Origin of the sequence: Flavobacterium azooxidireducens, from assembly GCF_023195775.1 — a bacterium.
Taxonomy (GTDB): Bacteria; Bacteroidota; Bacteroidia; order Flavobacteriales; family Flavobacteriaceae; genus Flavobacterium; species Flavobacterium azooxidireducens.
The window spans coordinates 1,066,418-1,084,708 of the sequence record NZ_CP096205.1 but is presented as its reverse complement, the minus strand read 5'-3'; the positions used below and the strand labels follow the sequence as shown (position 1 = coordinate 1,084,708).

Here is an 18,291-nt window from a genome sequence, read left to right as displayed (position 1 = left end):
AATTATAAAAAATAAATGACAATTTAATAAATATTATATTTTTTTGAAACTAACCATCATCGTAGTGCCTTTTCCAACTTCCGATTGAGAGACTTTTATTTTTCCTTTATGGTATTCTTCCACAATGCGTTTTGTTAGCGATAAGCCTAATCCCCAACCGCGTTTTTTGGTGGTAAATCCGGGTTCAAATACTTTTTTAAACTGATTTTTCGGAATCCCTTTTCCTGAATCCGAGACTAAAATTTTTACTTCTTTTTCGTCTTCAATAATCGTGAGTGATAATTTTCCACGACCTTTCATCGCATCAATCGCATTTTTTACCAAATTTTCAATAGTCCAGCTATGAAGGGTTGGATTCAAGTTCACCAAAATAGTTTTGGTTGGTGCCGAAAACGAAAATTCAATTTGCTTCGAAAAACGCGACTTTAAATAATCGAAAGATTGAATGGTTTCCGAAACCAAATCTAATTCTTCCAAAACAGGTTCTGAGCCAACTTTAGAAAAACGATCGGCAATGGTTTGCAATCGAGTGATGTCTTTTTGAATTTCTTTGATGGTGTTTTCTTCTACATTTTCAATTTTTAATATTTCCAACCAACCAATTAATGACGAAAGTGGTGTGCCAATTTGATGTGCCGTTTCTTTTGCCATTCCGGCCCAAAGTTTATTTTGAGTGGCAACTTTTGTACTTCTGTAGTAATTGTAAACCAAAGCGGTAAATAGGATGATAATCAGAATTAACGCAATTGGATAATATTTTAATTTGTTTAGTAAAGACGAATTTCCATAATACAAATACCAAAATTTTCCGGTATTATATTCAATAACAATTGGAGTGTTCTCCTTTTTTAATTTTTCTAGAAATTGATTTAATTTTTCTTTATTTGAAATGATATTTTCATCAATATTGATTTGATTGATGATTGTATCATTTTCGGTCACGATAATAGGAATTGTTTTGTTGTTGTTAATGATTTGAAGTGGTAACTCAATATCATCTGTTTCCAAATTTGCATTATTCACAGTTTTCAGGCTTTCAGCCCAAAGTTCCATTTTTATTTTTTCTTCGTTTTTAAATATTTGAAAAAAAGTATAAGTATTCCAAAGAATCAGTGAAACGATCACAAAAGAAGTGAGAATCAAAAACCATCGGGTTACATTTCTGCTTTCGGAAAACTGCATAAATTTGTATTTAGGATAAAAGTAGTAAAATCTTGTGTTAATTGAAAAATTCAATCGTCAAATACTGCTCAATTTTATACATTTGTATAAACTCAGAAAAACAATGGTTAGTATTTCTCCAAAAGATGTTTCTCCTTTAAAATTACAAGGTTATTTGCAAAGTTCAGTTGGTCCGAGACCTATTGCATTTGCCAGTACTGTTGACGCAAATGGCAATCCGAATTTGTCTCCATTCAGTTTTTTTAACGTGTTTAGTTCCAATCCGCCGATTTTAGTTTTTTCACCTGCCAGAAGAGTGCGGGATAATACCATCAAACACACTTTAATTAATTGTGAAGCCACAAAAGAAGTGGTAATTAATGTGGTGAATTTTGATATTGTTCAGCAAATGTCACTCTCAAGTACAGAATATGCCGATGGTGTGAACGAGTTTCTAAAATCAGGTTTAACCATGTTGCCTTCTGAGGTTGTAAAACCATTTCGTGTGGCCGAAAGTCCCGTTCAATTTGAATGTAAAGTCAATCAAATTATTAGTTTAGGAACAGAAGGTGGAGCGGGGAATTTAATTATTTGTGAAGTCGTAAAATTACACATTGATGAATCTATTTTAGATGAAAATGGTAACATCAACCAACATAAAATCGATTTGGTTTCACGCATGGGAGCCAATTGGTATTCGCGTTCCAACCAAGGTCTTTTTGAAATCCCAAAACCATTGGCAACGTTAGGAATTGGAGTCGATCAAATTCCTGATTTTATTAAAGAAAGCCCCGTGTTTACTGGAAATGATTTAGGAATGTTAGGAAATGTAGAAAGTTTGCCATCAACCGAAGAAATTAATATATTTGTAAACGAAAATATTCAGGTGAAAGGAGTTTTGAGTTCTGCCGATGAAATGAAAGTGCATCAAAAAGCAAAAGAATTCCTTAACAAGCAAGATGCCCTTTCGGCCTGGAAAGTTTTATTAGCCAAACGAGTTTAATATTAGCCAAATTAATAATTTTTAAAATCAAGATCATGGAAGTTACAGGAAAAATCAAAGTAATTAACGCAGAACAACAAGTAAGTGCTTCGTTTAAAAAAAGAGAATTAGTGGTTACCACCGATGAGCAATATCCACAACATATTATCATGGAATTTACACAAGATAAGTGTGATTTGCTTAACTCTTACAAAGTGGGTGAAGGTGTAAAAGTATCCATTAACATTAGAGGAAGAGAGTGGGTGAGTCCACAAGGTGAAACAAAGTATTTCAACTCTATTCAAGGTTGGAGAATTGAGCGTTTGCAAGCAGAAGCTCCGGCAACTCAAATGCCTCCTGTGCCTGCAGCGGAAGCTTTTGAACCGGCTACCAACTTTAATGAAGAGGAGCACGACGATTTACCATTTTAATTCTTATACTAAAAAGTGAACAAATTCCAAATTTCAACTAAATATGTTGGAGTTTGGAATTTCTTATTTAGATTTTAATTACCGATGTATTTTTTAAGCAAAGATTTATATTTTCCTCCTGTTTCGGAAGCTTCCTATGAAGGGATTTTGGCTGTTGGTGGCGATTTGAGTACAGAACGATTGCTTTTGGCTTATCAAAACGGTATTTTTCCTTGGTTTGAAGAAGATGAGCCTATTTTATGGTGGAGCCCGCCGCAACGAATGGTGGTGAATCCGAAAGAATATAAAATTGCTAAAAGTTTACGGAATATTCTAAACAGAAAGATTTTTGAAGTTACGTTCAATCAAAATTTTTCTGAAGTTATCGAACATTGCCAAACCATCAAACGAAAAGGGCAACAAGGAACGTGGATTACCGATTCGATGTTTGAATCCTATCTAAAACTACATGAATTAGGAATCGCAAAATCGGTTGAAGTTTGGCAAAACAACGAATTGGTCGGCGGTTTATACGGTGTTGATTTGGGTAACGTTTTTTGTGGTGAAAGTATGTTCAGCAAAGTTCCCAATGCAAGTAAAGTAGCATTCGTTTCTTTGATTGAAAAGTTAAAGCAAGAAAATTATCTTTTATTGGATTGCCAAGTGCATAATGATCATTTAGAAAAATTAGGTGCGTTTGAAATTTCCAGAGATACTTATTTAAAAATTCTTAAATCTAAACGCTAATTTCTTTTCCAACAATCTAAAAAATGATCGTTCACCATTCCTGTTGCTTGCATATGTGCATACATCGTCGTTGGTCCGATAAATTTGAAACCTCTTTTTTTCAAATCTTTGCTAATTTTTTCAGCTAATGGACTGTAAGCTGGTACTTCGCTAAAAGAAGTGAAATTATTGACAATTGGTTTTCCATCCACATAACTCCAAATAAATTTAGAAAAAGAACCAAATTCTTCCTGCACTTTCATAAATGCTTTTGCATTGCTGATTGCTGAATTTATTTTTAATGTATTTCGAATGATTCCGGCATCTTTCATCAATTCTTGTACTTCATAATCGCCAAACAAAGCAATTTGTTTATAATCGAAATTGAGAAATGCTTTTCTGAAATTTTCTCGCTTTTTTAGAATCAAATGCCAACTCACTCCGGCTTGAAATGTTTCTAAAATTAAAAATTCAAACAACTTCTGATCATCAAAAACCGGTTCGCCCCATTCTTCATCATGATAATTACGATATAAATCATCTTTTTCGCACCAAGCACACCTTGTTTTAGTTTCCATATTGTTTCAATTATTTAACAAATATAAAAAATCAAAGCTTTAATTTGATATTAATGTTTATTTTAGGGTTGATAATTTAAAAAATGATAAAAATTTGAGTGTGGTGTACAAAAATTGGGGGTTATTAATACATTTGTGTAATAATTAGAAATAATTTAGTGATGAAAATAGGGGTTCCGAAGGAAATCAAAAATAATGAAAGTCGAGTTGGAATGACTCCTGCAGGTGTTTTTGAATTGATTAAAAACAATCATACTGTTTATGTTCAACAAGATGCCGGTTTTGGAAGCGGTTTTTTTGACACGGATTATGCAGTGGTTGGTGCAATTTTAGTTCCAACAGCGGCTGAAGTGTATGCTCAAGCCGATATGATTGTGAAAGTGAAAGAACCTATCGCAGAAGAATATCCATTGATAAAAAAAGGCCAAATTGTTTTTACTTATTTTCATTTTGCTTCCAGTGAAGAATTGACGATTGCGATGTTGGAATCCAAATCAATTTGCATTGCTTATGAAACGGTGGAAGAAACAGACGGTTCATTGCCATTACTGACCCCAATGTCTGAAGTTGCCGGAAGAATGGCCATTCAACAAGGAGCAAAATATTTAGAAAAACCAATTAAAGGAAGAGGTGTATTGCTGGGAGGCGTTCCCGGAGTTCCACCTGGAAAAGTGTTGGTTTTGGGAGCGGGAATTGTCGGTATTCAAGCAGCAAAAATGGCAGCCGGTTTAGGGGCACACGTTACGATTTTGGATATCAATATGAAACGACTTCGGTATGTAAATGATGTGATGCCAAGTCACGTTGTAACTGAATTTTCGAGTGAATATAATATTAGAAGGCACATCAAAAACCACGATTTGATTATTGGTGCGGTATTAATTCCGGGGGCAAAAGCTCCTAAATTAATTACCCGAGATATGTTGAAAGAAATGCATCCCGGAACAGTAATGGTGGATGTTGCGGTCGATCAAGGTGGTTGTTTTGAAACGACTGTCGCAACTACGCACGAGAATCCAACCTATATTATTGATGATGTTGTGCATTATTGTGTGGCGAATATGCCGGGAGCAGTTCCGTACACGTCAACATTAGCCTTAACGAATGTGACATTGCCATACGTTTTAAAATTAGCGAACTTAGGATGGAAAGCGGCCACAGAACGCTATCCGGATTTAGGAAAAGGGCTCAATATTGTTCAGGGAGAAATTGTCTATAAAGAATTAGCCGAAACGTTCAATTTTAGTTAATAGGTTTTATTTGTTTGTTTGTTTAAAAATCCCATCGCAGCCAAGGTGATGGGATTTTGTATTTATTATTTTTTGGAAATCGTTTCACAATATAATTCTTCCACTTTTTTTCTAGCCCAATCGGTTTTTCTCAAAAAAGTTAAACTGGATTTGATGGACGGATTTTCAGTGAAACATTTAATTTTTATTTTTTGACTTAAGTTTTCAAAACCATAAAATTCAACTAAATATTCAACTATTGATTGTAATGTTTTCCCGTGGAGAGGATCGTTGTTTTGCATTTTGTAAATTTAACTAAAAACCATAAAAAAACCTCAATCATTACAATTGAGGTTTTAGCATATTATATTCGATAGAAATTATCCTAAAGCAACTCTTTTGAAACCTGTAATTTCAACATTGAAACCTTTTACATAATCACTAACTTTTTTGCTATCATCTTTGATAAAGTTTTGATCTAACAAAGCTTTTTCTTGATCTAAAGTAGTGTTATCAGAGATAAAACGTTGGATTTTTCCAGGAATGATTTTATCCCAAATTTGCTCTGGTTTACCTTCTGCTTTCAATTCAGCTTTAGCATCTTCTTCCGCTTGTTTTAAAACTTCTTCTGTTAATTGAGAGAAAGAAATATATTTAGGAACATTTTTTAATGTTTTTCCTAAACGTTTTGCTTCTTCATTTTCTTTTTCGATTATAGCAATACGAGCAGCAAGTTCAGAAGCAACGAAAGCAGGATCAAAATCTTTGTAAGATAAAGTATCTGCTCCCATTGAAGCTACTTGCATAGAGATGTCTTTCGTTAAAACTTCTGCATCTGCAATTGCTGATGAAATAGCAGTTAAAGCAGCAATTTTGTTCACGTGTACATACGATCCAACAAAAGCACCTTCTAAAATTTCAAAACCACCGATTTCAATTTTTTCACCGATAACACCAGTTTGCTCGATTAATTTTTCAGCAACGGTCATGTTTCCCTCAAATGAAGAAGCTAAAAATTCTTCTTTAGAAGAAAAGTTGATTGCTTTTTCTACTAATTGTTTAGCCAAAGAAACGAATGATTCGTTTTTACCTACGAAATCAGTTTCACAGTTCAAAGTAATTACAGCACCTTTGGTTTTGTCTGCATTTATAAAAGCAACAGCAGCACCTTCACTAGACTCACGGTCAGAACGGTTAGCAGCAACTTTTTGCCCTTTTTCTCTAAGGATTTGTATAGCTTTATCGAAATCTCCTTCAGCTTCAACCAAAGCTTTTTTACAGTCCATCATTCCGGCACCTGTAGTTTGTCTTAATTTATTTACGTCTGCAGCAGTAATTGTTGCCATTTTGTATCTATTTTTAAGTTTAAATTTTTATGTAAAAAAACAAATTCCAATATTCAAATTCCAAATTCCAATTTTATTAAATCATCAATTTTTAAAGAGACAATTTTTTGGAACTTGGAATTTTTCCTATCGGAATTTATAGTTATTTATTCTTCTGAAGTTGTTTTAGCTTCTTCTGCTTCCATTGCTGGAGCAGCTTCTACTGCTACTACTTCTTCAACTGTATCTTCAGCAACAGTATCGCCATCTTTTTCAGATCCTCTTTCAGAAAGACCTTCGATGATAGCACCGGTTACTAAAGATAAAATTTTATCGATTGATTTAGAAGCATCATCATTAGCTGGGATAACGTACTCAACTTGACGTGGGTCAGAGTTGGTGTCAACCATAGCAAAAACTGGAATGTTTAATTTTTGAGCTTCTTTTACTGCGATGTGTTCAGCTTTGATATCTACTACAAATAATGCAGCAGGTAATCTTGACATGTCAGCGATAGAACCTAAGTTCTTCTCTAGTTTAGCACGAAGACGATCTACTTGAAGTCTTTCTTTTTTAGAAAGAGTATTAAAAGTGCCATCTTTCTTCATTCTATCAATAGAAGCCATTTTTTTCACAGCTTTACGGATAGTTACGAAGTTAGTAAGCATACCACCAGGCCATCTTTCCGTGATATACGGCATGTTCGCTGCAGCTGCTTTCTCGGCTACGATATCTTTTGCTTGTTTTTTGGTAGCTACGAAAAGTACTTTTCTACCAGATGCTGCAATTTTTTTCAAGGCTTCGTTAGCCTCTTCAATTTTAGCAGCAGTTTTATATAGGTTAATGATATGAATACCATTACGTTCCATATAAATGTAAGGAGCCATGTTCGGGTCCCATTTACGAGTCATGTGTCCAAAATGAACGCCAGCCTCTAGTAAGTCTTTAACTTCAACTTTGTTTGCCATTTTTGTACTAGTTTACGTTCTGTTGATTAGCAATAATGTAGTAGCGATTACTCTGGTCTTCATTATTTAGATGCTAAACTAATTTTCCGATCGCATCGGAATAATAACAACAATAACTTTTTTAATAATAATTTTGTAATTCGATTAACGTTTAGAGAATTGGAATCTCTTACGAGCTTTCTTCTGTCCAAATTTCTTACGTTCTACCATTCTTGGATCTCTTGTTAGCAATCCTTCTGGTTTCAAGATAGCTCTGTTATCAGCTTCTACCTCACACATTGCTCTTGCAATAGCCATTCTCACAGCTTCTGCTTGCCCTGTTGAACCACCACCATATACATTTACTTTTACGTCAAAGTTAGTTGCATTTTCTGTCATAGACATTGGTTGCATCACTTTGTACTGTAAAGTAGCAGTAGGGAAGTAGTTTTCAAATTCTCTTTTGTTTACGGTGATTTTTCCTGTTCCTTCTGAAACATAAACACGTGCCACAGCACATTTTCTTCTACCGATTTTGTGAATAACTCCCATTACTTTAGATCGTTTAAGTTAACGGTTTTTGGTTGTTGAGCTCCATGTTTGTGCTCAATACCAACATTTACATTTAAATTGCGGAATAGTTGAGCACCTAATTTGTTTTTAGGTAACATTCCTTTTACAGCCTTTTCTACTAAAGTTGCAGGGTTTTTTTGTTGCAATACTTTAGCCGTTAGGCTTCTTTGTCCACCTGGGTAACCTGTGTGACGGATGTACGTTTTGTCATCCAACTTGTTACCAGTCAGGTTGATTTTTTCTGCGTTGATAACGATTACGTTATCACCACAATCAACGTGCGGGGTATAATCAGGCTTGTATTTACCTCTCAATAGCATCGCTACTTTTGAAGCAAAACGTCCTAAGTTATGACCCTCAGCATCTACAACAATCCACTGCTTATCTGCGGTAGCTTTGTTGGCTGAAACTGTCTTGTAGCTTAATGTGTTCACAATAATTTATTTTAATTAAACATTCCATCCCCAATAAAGGGGTTGCAAAAGTACAATTAATTATTATAAAAGCAAATAGCAATTTGAGATTATTTTTAATGACTTATTTTTAGACGACTAATTTTGCTAATACTGCTGATTTTAAAGGTGTAAGTAATGGATTTATTTCGAATTTATTTTGGTTATTAAACGGTCAATTCATCGATTTTTTAAAAATAAAATGAGTTTTCATCATCAGATAAATGTCAATCACATTAAATCTATTCATTATTTTACTATTTTTACGTCTAAATTCGAAAGATATGAAGCCAAAAGCAACATTAAAACAAATTTCAAAAGATTTAGGAATTTCCGTTTCTACGGTTTCTAAAGCCTTGAGTGATAGTCATGAAATTAGTGAACCTACTAAAATAAGGGTTCAGGAGTATGCCAAGCTTCAAAATTATAAGCCAAATTCAATGGCTAAGAATTTAAAAAACCAGCGAACAAACACAATTGCGGTAATTATACCTAATATATTGAATCCATTTTTTGCCAAAGTGTTTAGCGGAATTGAAAAAGCCGCCAATGCAAAAGGCTATAATGTAATTACCTATATATCTAACGAATCACTTAGCAAAGAAAAGCAAGCCATGGATTTGTTGAGCAATGGAACAGTAGATGGTTTTATTCTATCGGTTTCGGAAGAATCACAAGCCAAAAATGTTTCTTCACACTTTAAAGAAATTCTTCGTGAAGGATTGCCAATTGTGATGTTTGACCGAATCATGGAAGATGTTAATTGCGATAAAGTAATTGTAGATGATTTTGAATCATCTGTGGAAGCAGTGAATCATTTGTTGAAATTGAAATGTAAAAAAATTGCGTTACTTTCTTGTATTGATAATTTAAGTGTTGGAAAACATCGTGCGTTGGGTTATGAAAGAGCTTTGCAAGACAATAAAATAAGCATTAACGAAAAGTATATCATCATAACTGACAGTCAAGAAGATTTTGATGCCCGTTTAGAAAAATTATTAGCATCAAAAGAAGTAGATGGAATTTTGGCTGTTGATGAACATTCTTCTACTATGGCGATGAAAGTTGCCATTCAGAAAGGAATTAAAATACCGGAAGAATTATGTATAATTGGTTTTGCAGACGGAGTTTGGTCACGTAGATTAACACCAAGTTTATCCACCATCAGTCAACACGGGCCGGAAATTGGTGAAGAAGCCGCCAAACTTCTAATCGAAAAACTCGAACGAAAACAAGAAACACCAACTTATAGAACTACGGTTGTTAAAACGGAATTGAGACAACGGGATTCAACGAGGAGGGTTTAGGGTATTTCAACTTTGTCAAAGTTTAGAACTTTGACAAAGTTTTTACTCCTGACTAAAAACTCCCCACTATCAATGAGCCTCCAACCAATTCCTTCCCATCCCCAAATCCACATCCAACGGAACATTCAATTTAAAAGCATTCTCCATTTCGTGTTTAATCATCGGTTGAATTTTTTCCAATTCCGAATTGTGTACATCAAACACCAACTCATCGTGTACCTGCAATAACATTTTGGATTGCCAGTTTTCGGAAGTCAATTTTTGATGAATGTTTATCATCGCGATTTTGATGATATCGGCAGCAGAACCTTGAATGGGAGCGTTGACAGCATTTCGTTCAGCACCGCTTCGCACCATCGCATTCGCGGAATTAATATCTTTTAAATAACGTCGTCTTCCTAAAACGGTTTGTACATAACCATTTTCTCTGGCAAAATCTACTTGGTGTGCCATGTATGCTTTCAATTTTGGATAAGTGGCATAATAGGCATCAATCAACTCGGCACTTTCTTTTCGGGATAAATTCGTTTGGTTGGAAAGTCCGAATGCAGAAACACCATAAATGATTCCGAAGTTCACCGTTTTGGCATTGCTTCGTTGTTCTTTGGTGACTTCTTCCAGCGGAACATTGAACACTTTTGCAGCAGTACTTTTGTGAATATCTTCGTTGTTTTGAAAGGCTTTAATCATATTTTCTTCGCCTGATAAAGCGGCAATAATGCGAAGTTCTATTTGCGAATAATCGGCAGAAACTAATGTATAATTTTCATCTCTGGCAATGAACGCTTTTCGGATTAATCGTCCTCTTTCGGTACGAATCGGAATGTTTTGCAAATTCGGATTATTCGAACTCAATCGTCCGGTTGCCGCAACCGTTTGCATATAATCAGTGTGAACTCGTTGCGTTTTTGGATCTACTTGGTTGGGCAATGCATCAATATAGGTGCTTTGTAATTTCACCATTTGTCGCCATTCCAAAATGTCTTTCACAATTTGGTGCTCGTTCACTAAATAACTCAACACCTCTTCACCCGTCGCATACTGACCGGTTTTGGTTTTCTTTTGTTTGGCTCCGCCGATTTTTAATTTATCAAATAAAATATCGCCTAATTGTTTTGGAGAAGCTAAATTGAACTTTTCACCGGCCGTTTCATAGATTTTCTGTTCAAAATCAGTGATGTCTTTTTGCATTTCCACCGACATTTTTTTCAGAAATTCCACATCCAATCGAATGCCTTCAGATTCCATTGCGGCTAAAACCGGAATTAACGGAATTTCGATTTCATCAAACAATTTCTTAGTTTCGGCTTTGTCTAAAATCGGACTGAAAACTTCTTTTAGTTGAAACGTAATATCAGCATCTTCGGCAGCATATTCTTTGATGTCTTCAAGATTAACATCACGCATTGATTTCTGATTTTTACCTTTTTTTCCAATTAATGTTTCGATGGATTTTGGCGAATATTTCAAATATGTTTCCGATAAAACATCCATATTATGACGCATATCGGGATTAATCAAATAATGAGCAATCATCGTGTCAAACAATTTTCCTTTAACAGAAATGCCATAATTCGCTAAAATTTTCAAATCATATTTGATGTTCTGACCGATTTTTTCAATGGTTTCACTTTCAAAAAAAGGTCTGAATTTTTCAATTAATTGTTGAGCCTCTTGCTGATTTTCGGGAAACGGAATGTAGAATGCTTTTCCTTTTTCCCACGAAAGTGCCAAACCAACTAATTCGGCATTCAACGCATCAATTCCGGTTGTTTCGGTATCAAAACAAACAGAAGTTTGATTCATTAAATTTTGTAAAAGCAGTTTTAAATGTAAATCACCTTGAACCAATTCATAATGATGAGAAGTCGTTTCTAATGTAGCATAAAACGAATTTGTTCTCACTTCATCCGAATCATCATCGCTAAAACCAAACAAGTCAAATTGATCTTCGTTGGATTTTTTGGTCGGAACTTTTTTGGCTGCTTTTGGTGTTTCCAATGTTTCGGAAGCGGCTTCATTGATGTCAATTTCGTCATATTCTTTTCCGGTTCCAAAAAGTTTATCAAATTGAGTTTTCATTTGACGAAACTCTAATTCCATAAAAATTTCATCTGTTTTTTGAACATCGGGTTTAGAAAGTTCAAAGTCTTCAGCATTAAAAGTAACCGGACAATCGAGTAGAATTCGAGCCAGTTTTTTCGATAAAATTCCAAGTTCTTTATTGTTTTCGATTTTATCTTTTAAAGCACCTTTTAATTTATCAGTGTTTTCCAAAAGATTTTCCATCGAACCAAATTCTTTCAATAATTTTTTGGCGGTCACTTCACCGACACCAGGAAAACCGGGAATATTATCGGCAGAATCGCCCATCATTCCTAAGTAATCAATCACTTGTTCCGGACGTTCAATTTCAAATTTGGCTAGCACTTCGGGAATTCCCCAAATTTCAATGTCATTTCCCATTCGGGCGGGTTTGTACATAAAAATATTTTCCGAAACCAACTGAGCAAAATCTTTATCAGGTGTGACCATAAAAACTTGAAAACCTTCTTTTTCGGCTTGTTTGGCTAGTGTTCCAATTAAATCATCGGCTTCAAAACCTTCTTTTTCCATAATCGGAATTTGCATCGCTTTCAACAATTCTTGAATATAAGGAACTGCAATTTTGATGGCTTCCGGCGTTTCATCTCGATGAGCTTTGTACTCTTGATACATTTCATAACGATAATCGCTTCCGCCTTTATCAAAAGCTACGGCGAGATGGTCGGGTTTTTCACGTCGGATAACATCCATCAATGAATTCATAAATCCCATAATGGCCGAAGTGTCCATTCCTTTGGAATTGATTCGCGGATTTTTTATAAAAGCATAATACCCACGAAAAATTAAAGCGTAAGCATCAAGAAGGAAAAGGCGTTTTTGCGTTGACATTTTATTGTATTTATATTTTTCAAAGTTACGAATATAGTTAAAACCTAAAATCTAAAATATTTTTTTCATGAAACAAAATGCAGATTTCATAAACTCAAACACTCATTTCATAAAATCCTAAAAACAACTTCCTTAAATTTTTGTAGTATTGTCTTCCCAAACCGTGTACTATGAAAAATATTGACATTAAAGTAAAATGGTTGTCGATAGCCATTTTAATCGTACTAACATTAAATGCCATTAATCTAATTTATAGATTTCATTTGTTGTTAAACTAGCAAAGCTTTTGATAAGTTGTTTTTTTAAAAATTCTGCAAAACATTTCAAAAAACAACTTATTTTTACTTTTAAACTAAATTGTCTTTGTGAAAAGTGCTACTTCCATCAAAATCTGTTTTTTTCAACACTTCTATAAAACGATTTTGTGGTTTTGTTTACTTTCAACTACTATTTTATCTGCACAAGAACCTTTTGTTCGAAAAATTTCCTTTTTAGAAGGATTGCCAACGCAAGTTATTTACGATTGTTATGTTGCTAAAAGCGGTCTATTGTATTTAGGAACCGATAAAGGTTTAATTTCTTTTGACGGTGTTCGTTTCAAAGAATATCCGTTTAATGAAAATTTAGGGTTGGCTGTTAATAGCATTCAGGAAGACGATAATGGAAACATTTGGTGCAAAAATTTTGCCAATCAATTGTTTTATCTTGATGATTCGGTTTTAATTCTTGAACCAACATCAAAAAAAATATTGGAGGAAGAAGCTAATAATTTAGTCGATTATAAACTCATTGACAATCAACTTTGGTTGCTTACGGAGAAGAAATTTTTTTTACTTCGAAAAGGCAAAAACCCAAAAATTATATATCAATTCAAACTAAATGATAGTGATAGAACTTTTACAGCCTTAAATTACAATTCAGTTCTTCAAAAACTATATGTTGCTTCATTAACGGAGATGTTAGTGATTGATAAAGAAGGAAAAACTACCAGTTATCTAACCGAAAAAGGTCAGAAAGAAATTGAAGTTTTTAACGGCAAAACATTTTATAACATCAAAGGAAACACAAACGGTATTTGGGATGTAACCAATCAAAAATTCAACACCGATTTGTTGGCAAAAAATACGTATTTCATAAAAATGAGTGCAACGGCTGATGATTTTTGGTTGTGCACTTCAGACGGAATTTACTCTTTAAATACCACTTCAAAATCGGTTGAAAATGGTTTTTTAAGAGGAAAACGCATCACTGATGTGGTAGCCGACAAAGAAGGAAGTTTCTGGGTGAGCACGTTGGACGAAGGCTTGTATTTTATCCCATACAAAAACTTACAAAAACTCAATGTAAAATTAGAAACACAAAAAACGCAACTCAATTTCACGAGTATTATTCGCGACAAAAATAATCATACGTTGGTTGGAAGCAGTAACGGAAAAATTATTGAATTTGACCAAAACAATCAGCAAATTTTTGTTTATGACTCTAAAAAAGATAGGGAAGTAGAGCATCTCTATTTATATGAAGATAAAATCATTTCGTCTGTTGGAGTTTTTGATCAACGTAAAAAAACATTTTTGGTGGATGATTATTTTGGTAAAAATATTGCCGAAGATGATTCCGGTAATTTTATGATGGCAAGTTATAATTCCGCCGGACTTTTTCCGAAGAATTTTATAGGAAAACCGATTATTCCGAATCAATTATCTCCAAAAGAAATAACCAAATTTGGCAATAATACATTTGAGATGTATGTGTTTAGAAACAAACGTTCTCGCTCGGTTTATTACTGCCAACAAAATAAAATCTACTACATTGGTTTTAGTGATGGTTTGTTTGCCTATGAGCAAAATCAAAAAATAACAGAAATTAAAACCAAAGAAAACAAACCCATTGTTGCGTCAAGAATGTTGCCGGATGGAAATGGTTCTATTTGGATTGCTTCGTCTCAACAAGGTTTGTTGAAAATCACAAAAACAAAAGTGGATAATCACTTTTCTATCCAAAACGGATTATCAAGTAATCACTGCAAACGCATTGGTATAGATCAAAACGGCGTTTGGGTTCTAACGGATAATGGCATTGATTTTTTACCAAAAAATTCTGATAAACCCAAAAATATAAGTTTGAATTTAGGTTTAAAAGGGATTTCTGTGAACGATATGTTTTTGGATGAAACATCACTTTGGCTTGCTACAAATGAAGCCGTTATTTTTACAGATAAATCACTTTTTCAAACTAAAATTGTTCCCGATTTTAAACTTTTGCCTTTAAAAGCCAATCAAGAATTGGTTCAAAACGTAAATTTAATTCAGCATAATCAAAACAATATTGAATTTGCTTTTGAAACCATTCACTATAAAAGTTTAGGAAATTATTATTATGAATTTCGGATAAAAGAAATTGATACAACTTGGAATTCTCAATCTTCTGCCAACACGAAAGTTAATTTTTTGGCACTTCAACCGGGCAACTATACGTTTGAAGCACGAGTGAAATCAGGTGATGTTTATTCGCCCATTCAAACCATTCCATTCAACATTTTAAAACCGTTTTGGAAAAGTCTTTGGTTTTTGGTGCTTATGGTGGTTTGTTTGTTATTGCTTATTTATTTCATTTTTCGTTATGCTATTTTAAGAATAAAACAAAAGCAAGAAATTAAAGAAAAATTGGCTCTTTCGCAATTAACTGCTTTGCGTTCGCAGATGAATCCGCATTTTATGTACAATGTATTAAATGCTGTGCAAGGTTTGATTTATTCTAATCAAAAAACAAAAGCAAGTGATTATTTGGGAACTTTTTCTGATTTGATGCGAAAAACATTGGATATTTCCGACAAGAAAGAAATTACCATTCAAGAAGAAATGGAAGCCATAGAATTGTATGTGTCATTAGAAAAAGCACGATTTGAAAAAGACGATTTTCAGTACACTATTCAAAAACCGGAAGAGGAAGATTTGAATGAGTTTGTCATTCCTTCTTTGATTATTCAACCTTTTGTAGAAAACGCCATTAAACACGGATTGATGCATAAACACGGATTAAAAAAATTAGAAATAGTCATCAGAAAGGAAAATGAAAACTACTGGTTATTTGAAATAACAGATAATGGAATCGGCAGAAAAAAATCGGAACAAATTAATCAAAAAATTAAAAAATATGATTCGTTTGCCACCAAAGCCATTTCCAATCGTATTGAATTAATTAATAAAATGAGTAATTTACCCGTTACAATAGAAATTATAGATATAGAAAATAAACAAGATTTTTTGGGAACGAAAGTGATTTTAAAAATACCAGTTAAAAAGCGATAAGTTATGAATGTCATTATTGTTGATGATGAAAAAAATGCCCGTTTGGCACTTCGTGGAATTTTGGAAGAAAATTTTCCGGAAGTCATTATTTTAGACGAATGTGTTGATGTTCCTGGTGCTGTGAAATCCATTCATAAACACCAACCGGATTTGGTTTTTTTAGATATTTCGATGCCGGGTTATTCCGGTTTAGAACTGTTTAAGTTTTTGGATGAAAGTGAATTAATTTTCAAAGTCGTTTTTGTCACTGCTTATAGCGAATATGCCATAAATGCATTTGAACTTTCTGCCGCCGATTATATTTTGAAACCGGTTCGATTAGAAGCTTTGCAACGAGCATTGAACAAAGTGAAAGGGAATAAAACAAATAATATTAAAGTTTTAAAAGAAAATTTAGAAGAGACACAACACAAAAAAGTAGCGTTACAAACCGGAGACGGACTCACATTTTTATTGTTGGAAAATATTTTATACCTCAAAGCGGATGGTTCCTACACTCATTTTATTACGACCGATAACAAGAAAATTACGGTAACTAAAAAAATTGCCGATTTTGAACGATTAGAACAAATGGGCAGTTTTCTTCGCATTCATCGAAGTCACTTGATTAACTACAATCGTATTCAAAAAATCATGAAACAAGATGGCGGAACAGTGGTGATGGACAACGGCGATTTGTTATCGATTTCCACAGATAAAAAGCAACAATTACTTGATTTATTTGAACGAAATAAATTATAAAAAAAGAGTGCATCATTTAATAACGCACTCTTTTTGATGAAAAAACTAAACTATTTTACTTCGCTAATTTCGATTTAAAAGCGGTTGCTTTTTCGCAAGGTAAATAACCGCCAGGCATTCCAATATAGGAAACTGGACCTGTGACTTTTCCGTTGGCAGCGTCATATTTTCCGTTTTCAAAGATTTCTACATAGTACATTAAATCAGCTTTACATTGCCCTTGCGGATTGGTTCTTACAATCACAACGTGTAATTCTCTGTGTGATTCAACCAATTGTCCGTTTGGTAAATATTTTTTCTTATTTACCCATTCATTTCCGTGAACATACATATAGTTATGTGTCCAACCTTTGTTGATTGGGTCATACTTTTCTTTGTAAGTTTTTAAAGCTCGGTCTTGAATAAATTTAGAATTTAATTTTCCAATAGATGGCATTTCGTTGTTGGCATTTTTCTTGCCATCAACTTCTGCATAAATGGCGTTAATATTCTCCATAGTTTCAATCCATCTATTTTTTACTTTATCTTGAATTTCGACTGAATTAGACCAATTTTTTAAATCTTCTTTATTTTTCACGAAAAAACTTCCAGAGTTTACATAATCTTCGATATTAAAATCATCTTTCTTAATAAAGGGTTCTGTTCCCCCAATAATACCGGTATAGTTTTTGGCCGACATAAATAACACACCAGGTTCTATATATAAAATATCACCAAACATTCCTCTACTTGGAAAAAATAATTTTTTTGTATTCACTACGCTTTGCGGAATGCCATATCCATCAGCAGCATTTGAATCTTTCCAAATCTTAGAATTGGTTTCAGGAATTTCGTGTTTAAAGACGATACAAGCGGGCATATCTTCGGCACCTTTGGCTTTGCTTTTTTCCTTACAAATTTCAAATTGCATATTGGTTTTGATAATTCCGTTTTTGGTTTGACTGTAATAAATTCCGTTAAAGCCATATTCGTCAACAACAAAATCATTGGAGACTTCAGATTCACCAATCATTTTAGAACTTCCTTTTGAGTTGCTCGTTGATTCTGTTTTGCCTTGTGCAGCATCTTTTAATTTTTTAAGTAATTGTGCCTCGGCAGTTTGATTTCCAATCAAGAAAAACACGCCAATAAATAGCAATGCAATGGTTTTGGTTTTTGTAATCATTTTATAAATTTTAGGGGTTATTGTTTTATAAAGGTTCAAATCCGATGAATTTTAAGCCTTTGTCTGTTTCTTTAAAATAAAAAGTATGTCCTTCCGGACGAGTGAATTCTTCAAGTTTGCCAATGGTTAATTGTTTGATGGGTTCATTAAGCAACATTGCATCATACAAATCAGAATAAGTTGTTTTTTTTAAGTGCTCGATGGCTTCCTCGTTTTCAAATAAATAGGCGTAATCTTCGCCCAATTGACCTTCTATTTCAACAAAGGAATTCCAATCAAATTCTTTTTTTTGGATGATAGTATTTCTGAAATTATCCCAATCTTTTTCAAATAAACTTTTGGTTTGAGATTCCTCTTTTGTAGAGTTTTCTTTGCAAGAGATAAACATTCCCAAAACAATCAAAAGAAATATGGAGTGAAAATTTTTCATTTTAGTAAGGAATAAAAAGC

The 18,291-nt window shown here is 33.7% G+C and carries 17 protein-coding genes; 7 read left to right on the top strand and 10 right to left on the bottom strand.

The window, feature by feature from the left end; all coding sequences use genetic code 11:
* Nucleotides 1-33 precede the first annotated feature (33 nt).
* Nucleotides 34-1,182, bottom strand: a complete 1,149-nt coding sequence (locus tag M0M57_RS04850) for a sensor histidine kinase (RefSeq protein WP_248435895.1) — start codon at nucleotides 1,180-1,182, stop codon at nucleotides 34-36.
* 103 nt (nucleotides 1,183-1,285) lie between these two features.
* On the opposite strand from M0M57_RS04850, the gene M0M57_RS04845 reads away from it, so the two are divergent.
* The 3 genes from M0M57_RS04845 to aat all read left to right on the top strand — a co-directional run bounded on the left by M0M57_RS04845 (nucleotide 1,286) and on the right by aat (nucleotide 3,300).
* Nucleotides 1,286-2,164 (top strand): flavin reductase family protein, encoded by an 879-nt coding sequence (locus tag M0M57_RS04845; RefSeq protein WP_248435893.1) that lies wholly within the window; start codon nucleotides 1,286-1,288, stop codon nucleotides 2,162-2,164.
* A 35-nt stretch (nucleotides 2,165-2,199) separates the two neighbouring features.
* Nucleotides 2,200-2,574, top strand: coding sequence for a DUF3127 domain-containing protein (locus tag M0M57_RS04840; protein WP_248435891.1), 375 nt, complete (start codon nucleotides 2,200-2,202; stop codon nucleotides 2,572-2,574).
* An 84-nt stretch (nucleotides 2,575-2,658) separates the two neighbouring features.
* The gene (gene aat / locus M0M57_RS04835) at nucleotides 2,659-3,300 is read left to right on the top strand and encodes a leucyl/phenylalanyl-tRNA--protein transferase (protein ID WP_248435889.1); all 642 of its coding nucleotides are present in this window, start codon (nucleotides 2,659-2,661) and stop codon (nucleotides 3,298-3,300) included.
* On the opposite strand, the gene M0M57_RS04830 is transcribed toward aat, so the two are convergent.
* A complete protein-coding gene (locus M0M57_RS04830) occupies nucleotides 3,297-3,857 on the bottom strand; it encodes a DNA-3-methyladenine glycosylase I (protein ID WP_248435887.1) in 561 nt (186 codons plus the stop codon). The two genes, aat and M0M57_RS04830, sit on opposite strands and share 4 nt — an antisense overlap.
* Before the next feature lie 161 nt (nucleotides 3,858-4,018).
* On the opposite strand from M0M57_RS04830, the gene ald reads away from it, so the two are divergent.
* Nucleotides 4,019-5,107, top strand: coding sequence for an alanine dehydrogenase (gene ald / locus M0M57_RS04825; RefSeq protein ID WP_248435885.1), 1,089 nt, complete (start codon nucleotides 4,019-4,021; stop codon nucleotides 5,105-5,107).
* A gap of 65 nt (nucleotides 5,108-5,172) precedes the next feature.
* On the opposite strand, the gene M0M57_RS04820 is transcribed toward ald, so the two are convergent.
* The 5 genes from M0M57_RS04820 to rplM form a co-directional block, all read right to left on the bottom strand.
* Nucleotides 5,173-5,388: a VF530 family protein gene (locus tag M0M57_RS04820; RefSeq protein WP_248435884.1), complete on the bottom strand. Its 216-nt coding sequence runs from the start codon at nucleotides 5,386-5,388 to the stop codon at nucleotides 5,173-5,175.
* 78 nt (nucleotides 5,389-5,466) lie between these two features.
* Nucleotides 5,467-6,432, bottom strand: a complete 966-nt coding sequence (gene tsf / locus M0M57_RS04815; protein ID WP_248435883.1) for a translation elongation factor Ts — start codon at nucleotides 6,430-6,432, stop codon at nucleotides 5,467-5,469.
* 146 nt (nucleotides 6,433-6,578) lie between these two features.
* On the bottom strand, nucleotides 6,579-7,379 hold the full coding sequence (rpsB, locus tag M0M57_RS04810) for a 30S ribosomal protein S2 (protein ID WP_248435881.1): 801 nt from the start codon (nucleotides 7,377-7,379) through the stop codon (nucleotides 6,579-6,581).
* 144 nt (nucleotides 7,380-7,523) lie between these two features.
* Nucleotides 7,524-7,910: a 30S ribosomal protein S9 gene (gene rpsI / locus M0M57_RS04805; protein ID WP_248435880.1), complete on the bottom strand. Its 387-nt coding sequence runs from the start codon at nucleotides 7,908-7,910 to the stop codon at nucleotides 7,524-7,526.
* On the bottom strand, nucleotides 7,910-8,365 hold the full coding sequence (gene rplM / locus M0M57_RS04800; protein ID WP_112085949.1) for a 50S ribosomal protein L13: 456 nt from the start codon (nucleotides 8,363-8,365) through the stop codon (nucleotides 7,910-7,912). Before rplM ends, rpsI begins: the two co-directional genes overlap by 1 nt.
* Before the next feature lie 302 nt (nucleotides 8,366-8,667).
* On the opposite strand from rplM, the gene M0M57_RS04795 reads away from it, so the two are divergent.
* Complete coding sequence (locus tag M0M57_RS04795) at nucleotides 8,668-9,690, top strand: LacI family DNA-binding transcriptional regulator (protein ID WP_248435878.1); 1,023 nt, start codon at nucleotides 8,668-8,670, stop codon at nucleotides 9,688-9,690.
* 69 nt (nucleotides 9,691-9,759) lie between these two features.
* Here the strand turns inward: M0M57_RS04795 and polA are convergent, their stop codons facing one another.
* The gene (gene polA, locus M0M57_RS04790; protein ID WP_248435876.1) at nucleotides 9,760-12,624 is read right to left on the bottom strand and encodes a DNA polymerase I; all 2,865 of its coding nucleotides are present in this window, start codon (nucleotides 12,622-12,624) and stop codon (nucleotides 9,760-9,762) included.
* 365 nt (nucleotides 12,625-12,989) lie between these two features.
* On the opposite strand from polA, the gene M0M57_RS04785 reads away from it, so the two are divergent.
* Nucleotides 12,990-15,935 (top strand): sensor histidine kinase, encoded by a 2,946-nt coding sequence (locus M0M57_RS04785; protein WP_248435875.1) that lies wholly within the window; start codon nucleotides 12,990-12,992, stop codon nucleotides 15,933-15,935.
* A 3-nt stretch (nucleotides 15,936-15,938) separates the two neighbouring features.
* Nucleotides 15,939-16,676 carry a LytR/AlgR family response regulator transcription factor gene (locus M0M57_RS04780; protein WP_248435873.1) on the top strand — a complete coding sequence of 246 codons (738 nt, stop codon included), beginning with the start codon at nucleotides 15,939-15,941 and terminating at the stop codon, nucleotides 16,674-16,676.
* A 55-nt stretch (nucleotides 16,677-16,731) separates the two neighbouring features.
* Here the strand turns inward: M0M57_RS04780 and M0M57_RS04775 are convergent, their stop codons facing one another.
* On the bottom strand, nucleotides 16,732-17,841 hold the full coding sequence (locus M0M57_RS04775; RefSeq protein WP_248435871.1) for a hypothetical protein: 1,110 nt from the start codon (nucleotides 17,839-17,841) through the stop codon (nucleotides 16,732-16,734).
* A gap of 25 nt (nucleotides 17,842-17,866) precedes the next feature.
* On the bottom strand, nucleotides 17,867-18,271 hold the full coding sequence (locus M0M57_RS04770) for a hypothetical protein (protein WP_248435869.1): 405 nt from the start codon (nucleotides 18,269-18,271) through the stop codon (nucleotides 17,867-17,869).
* Nucleotides 18,272-18,291: the final 20 nt, after the last annotated feature.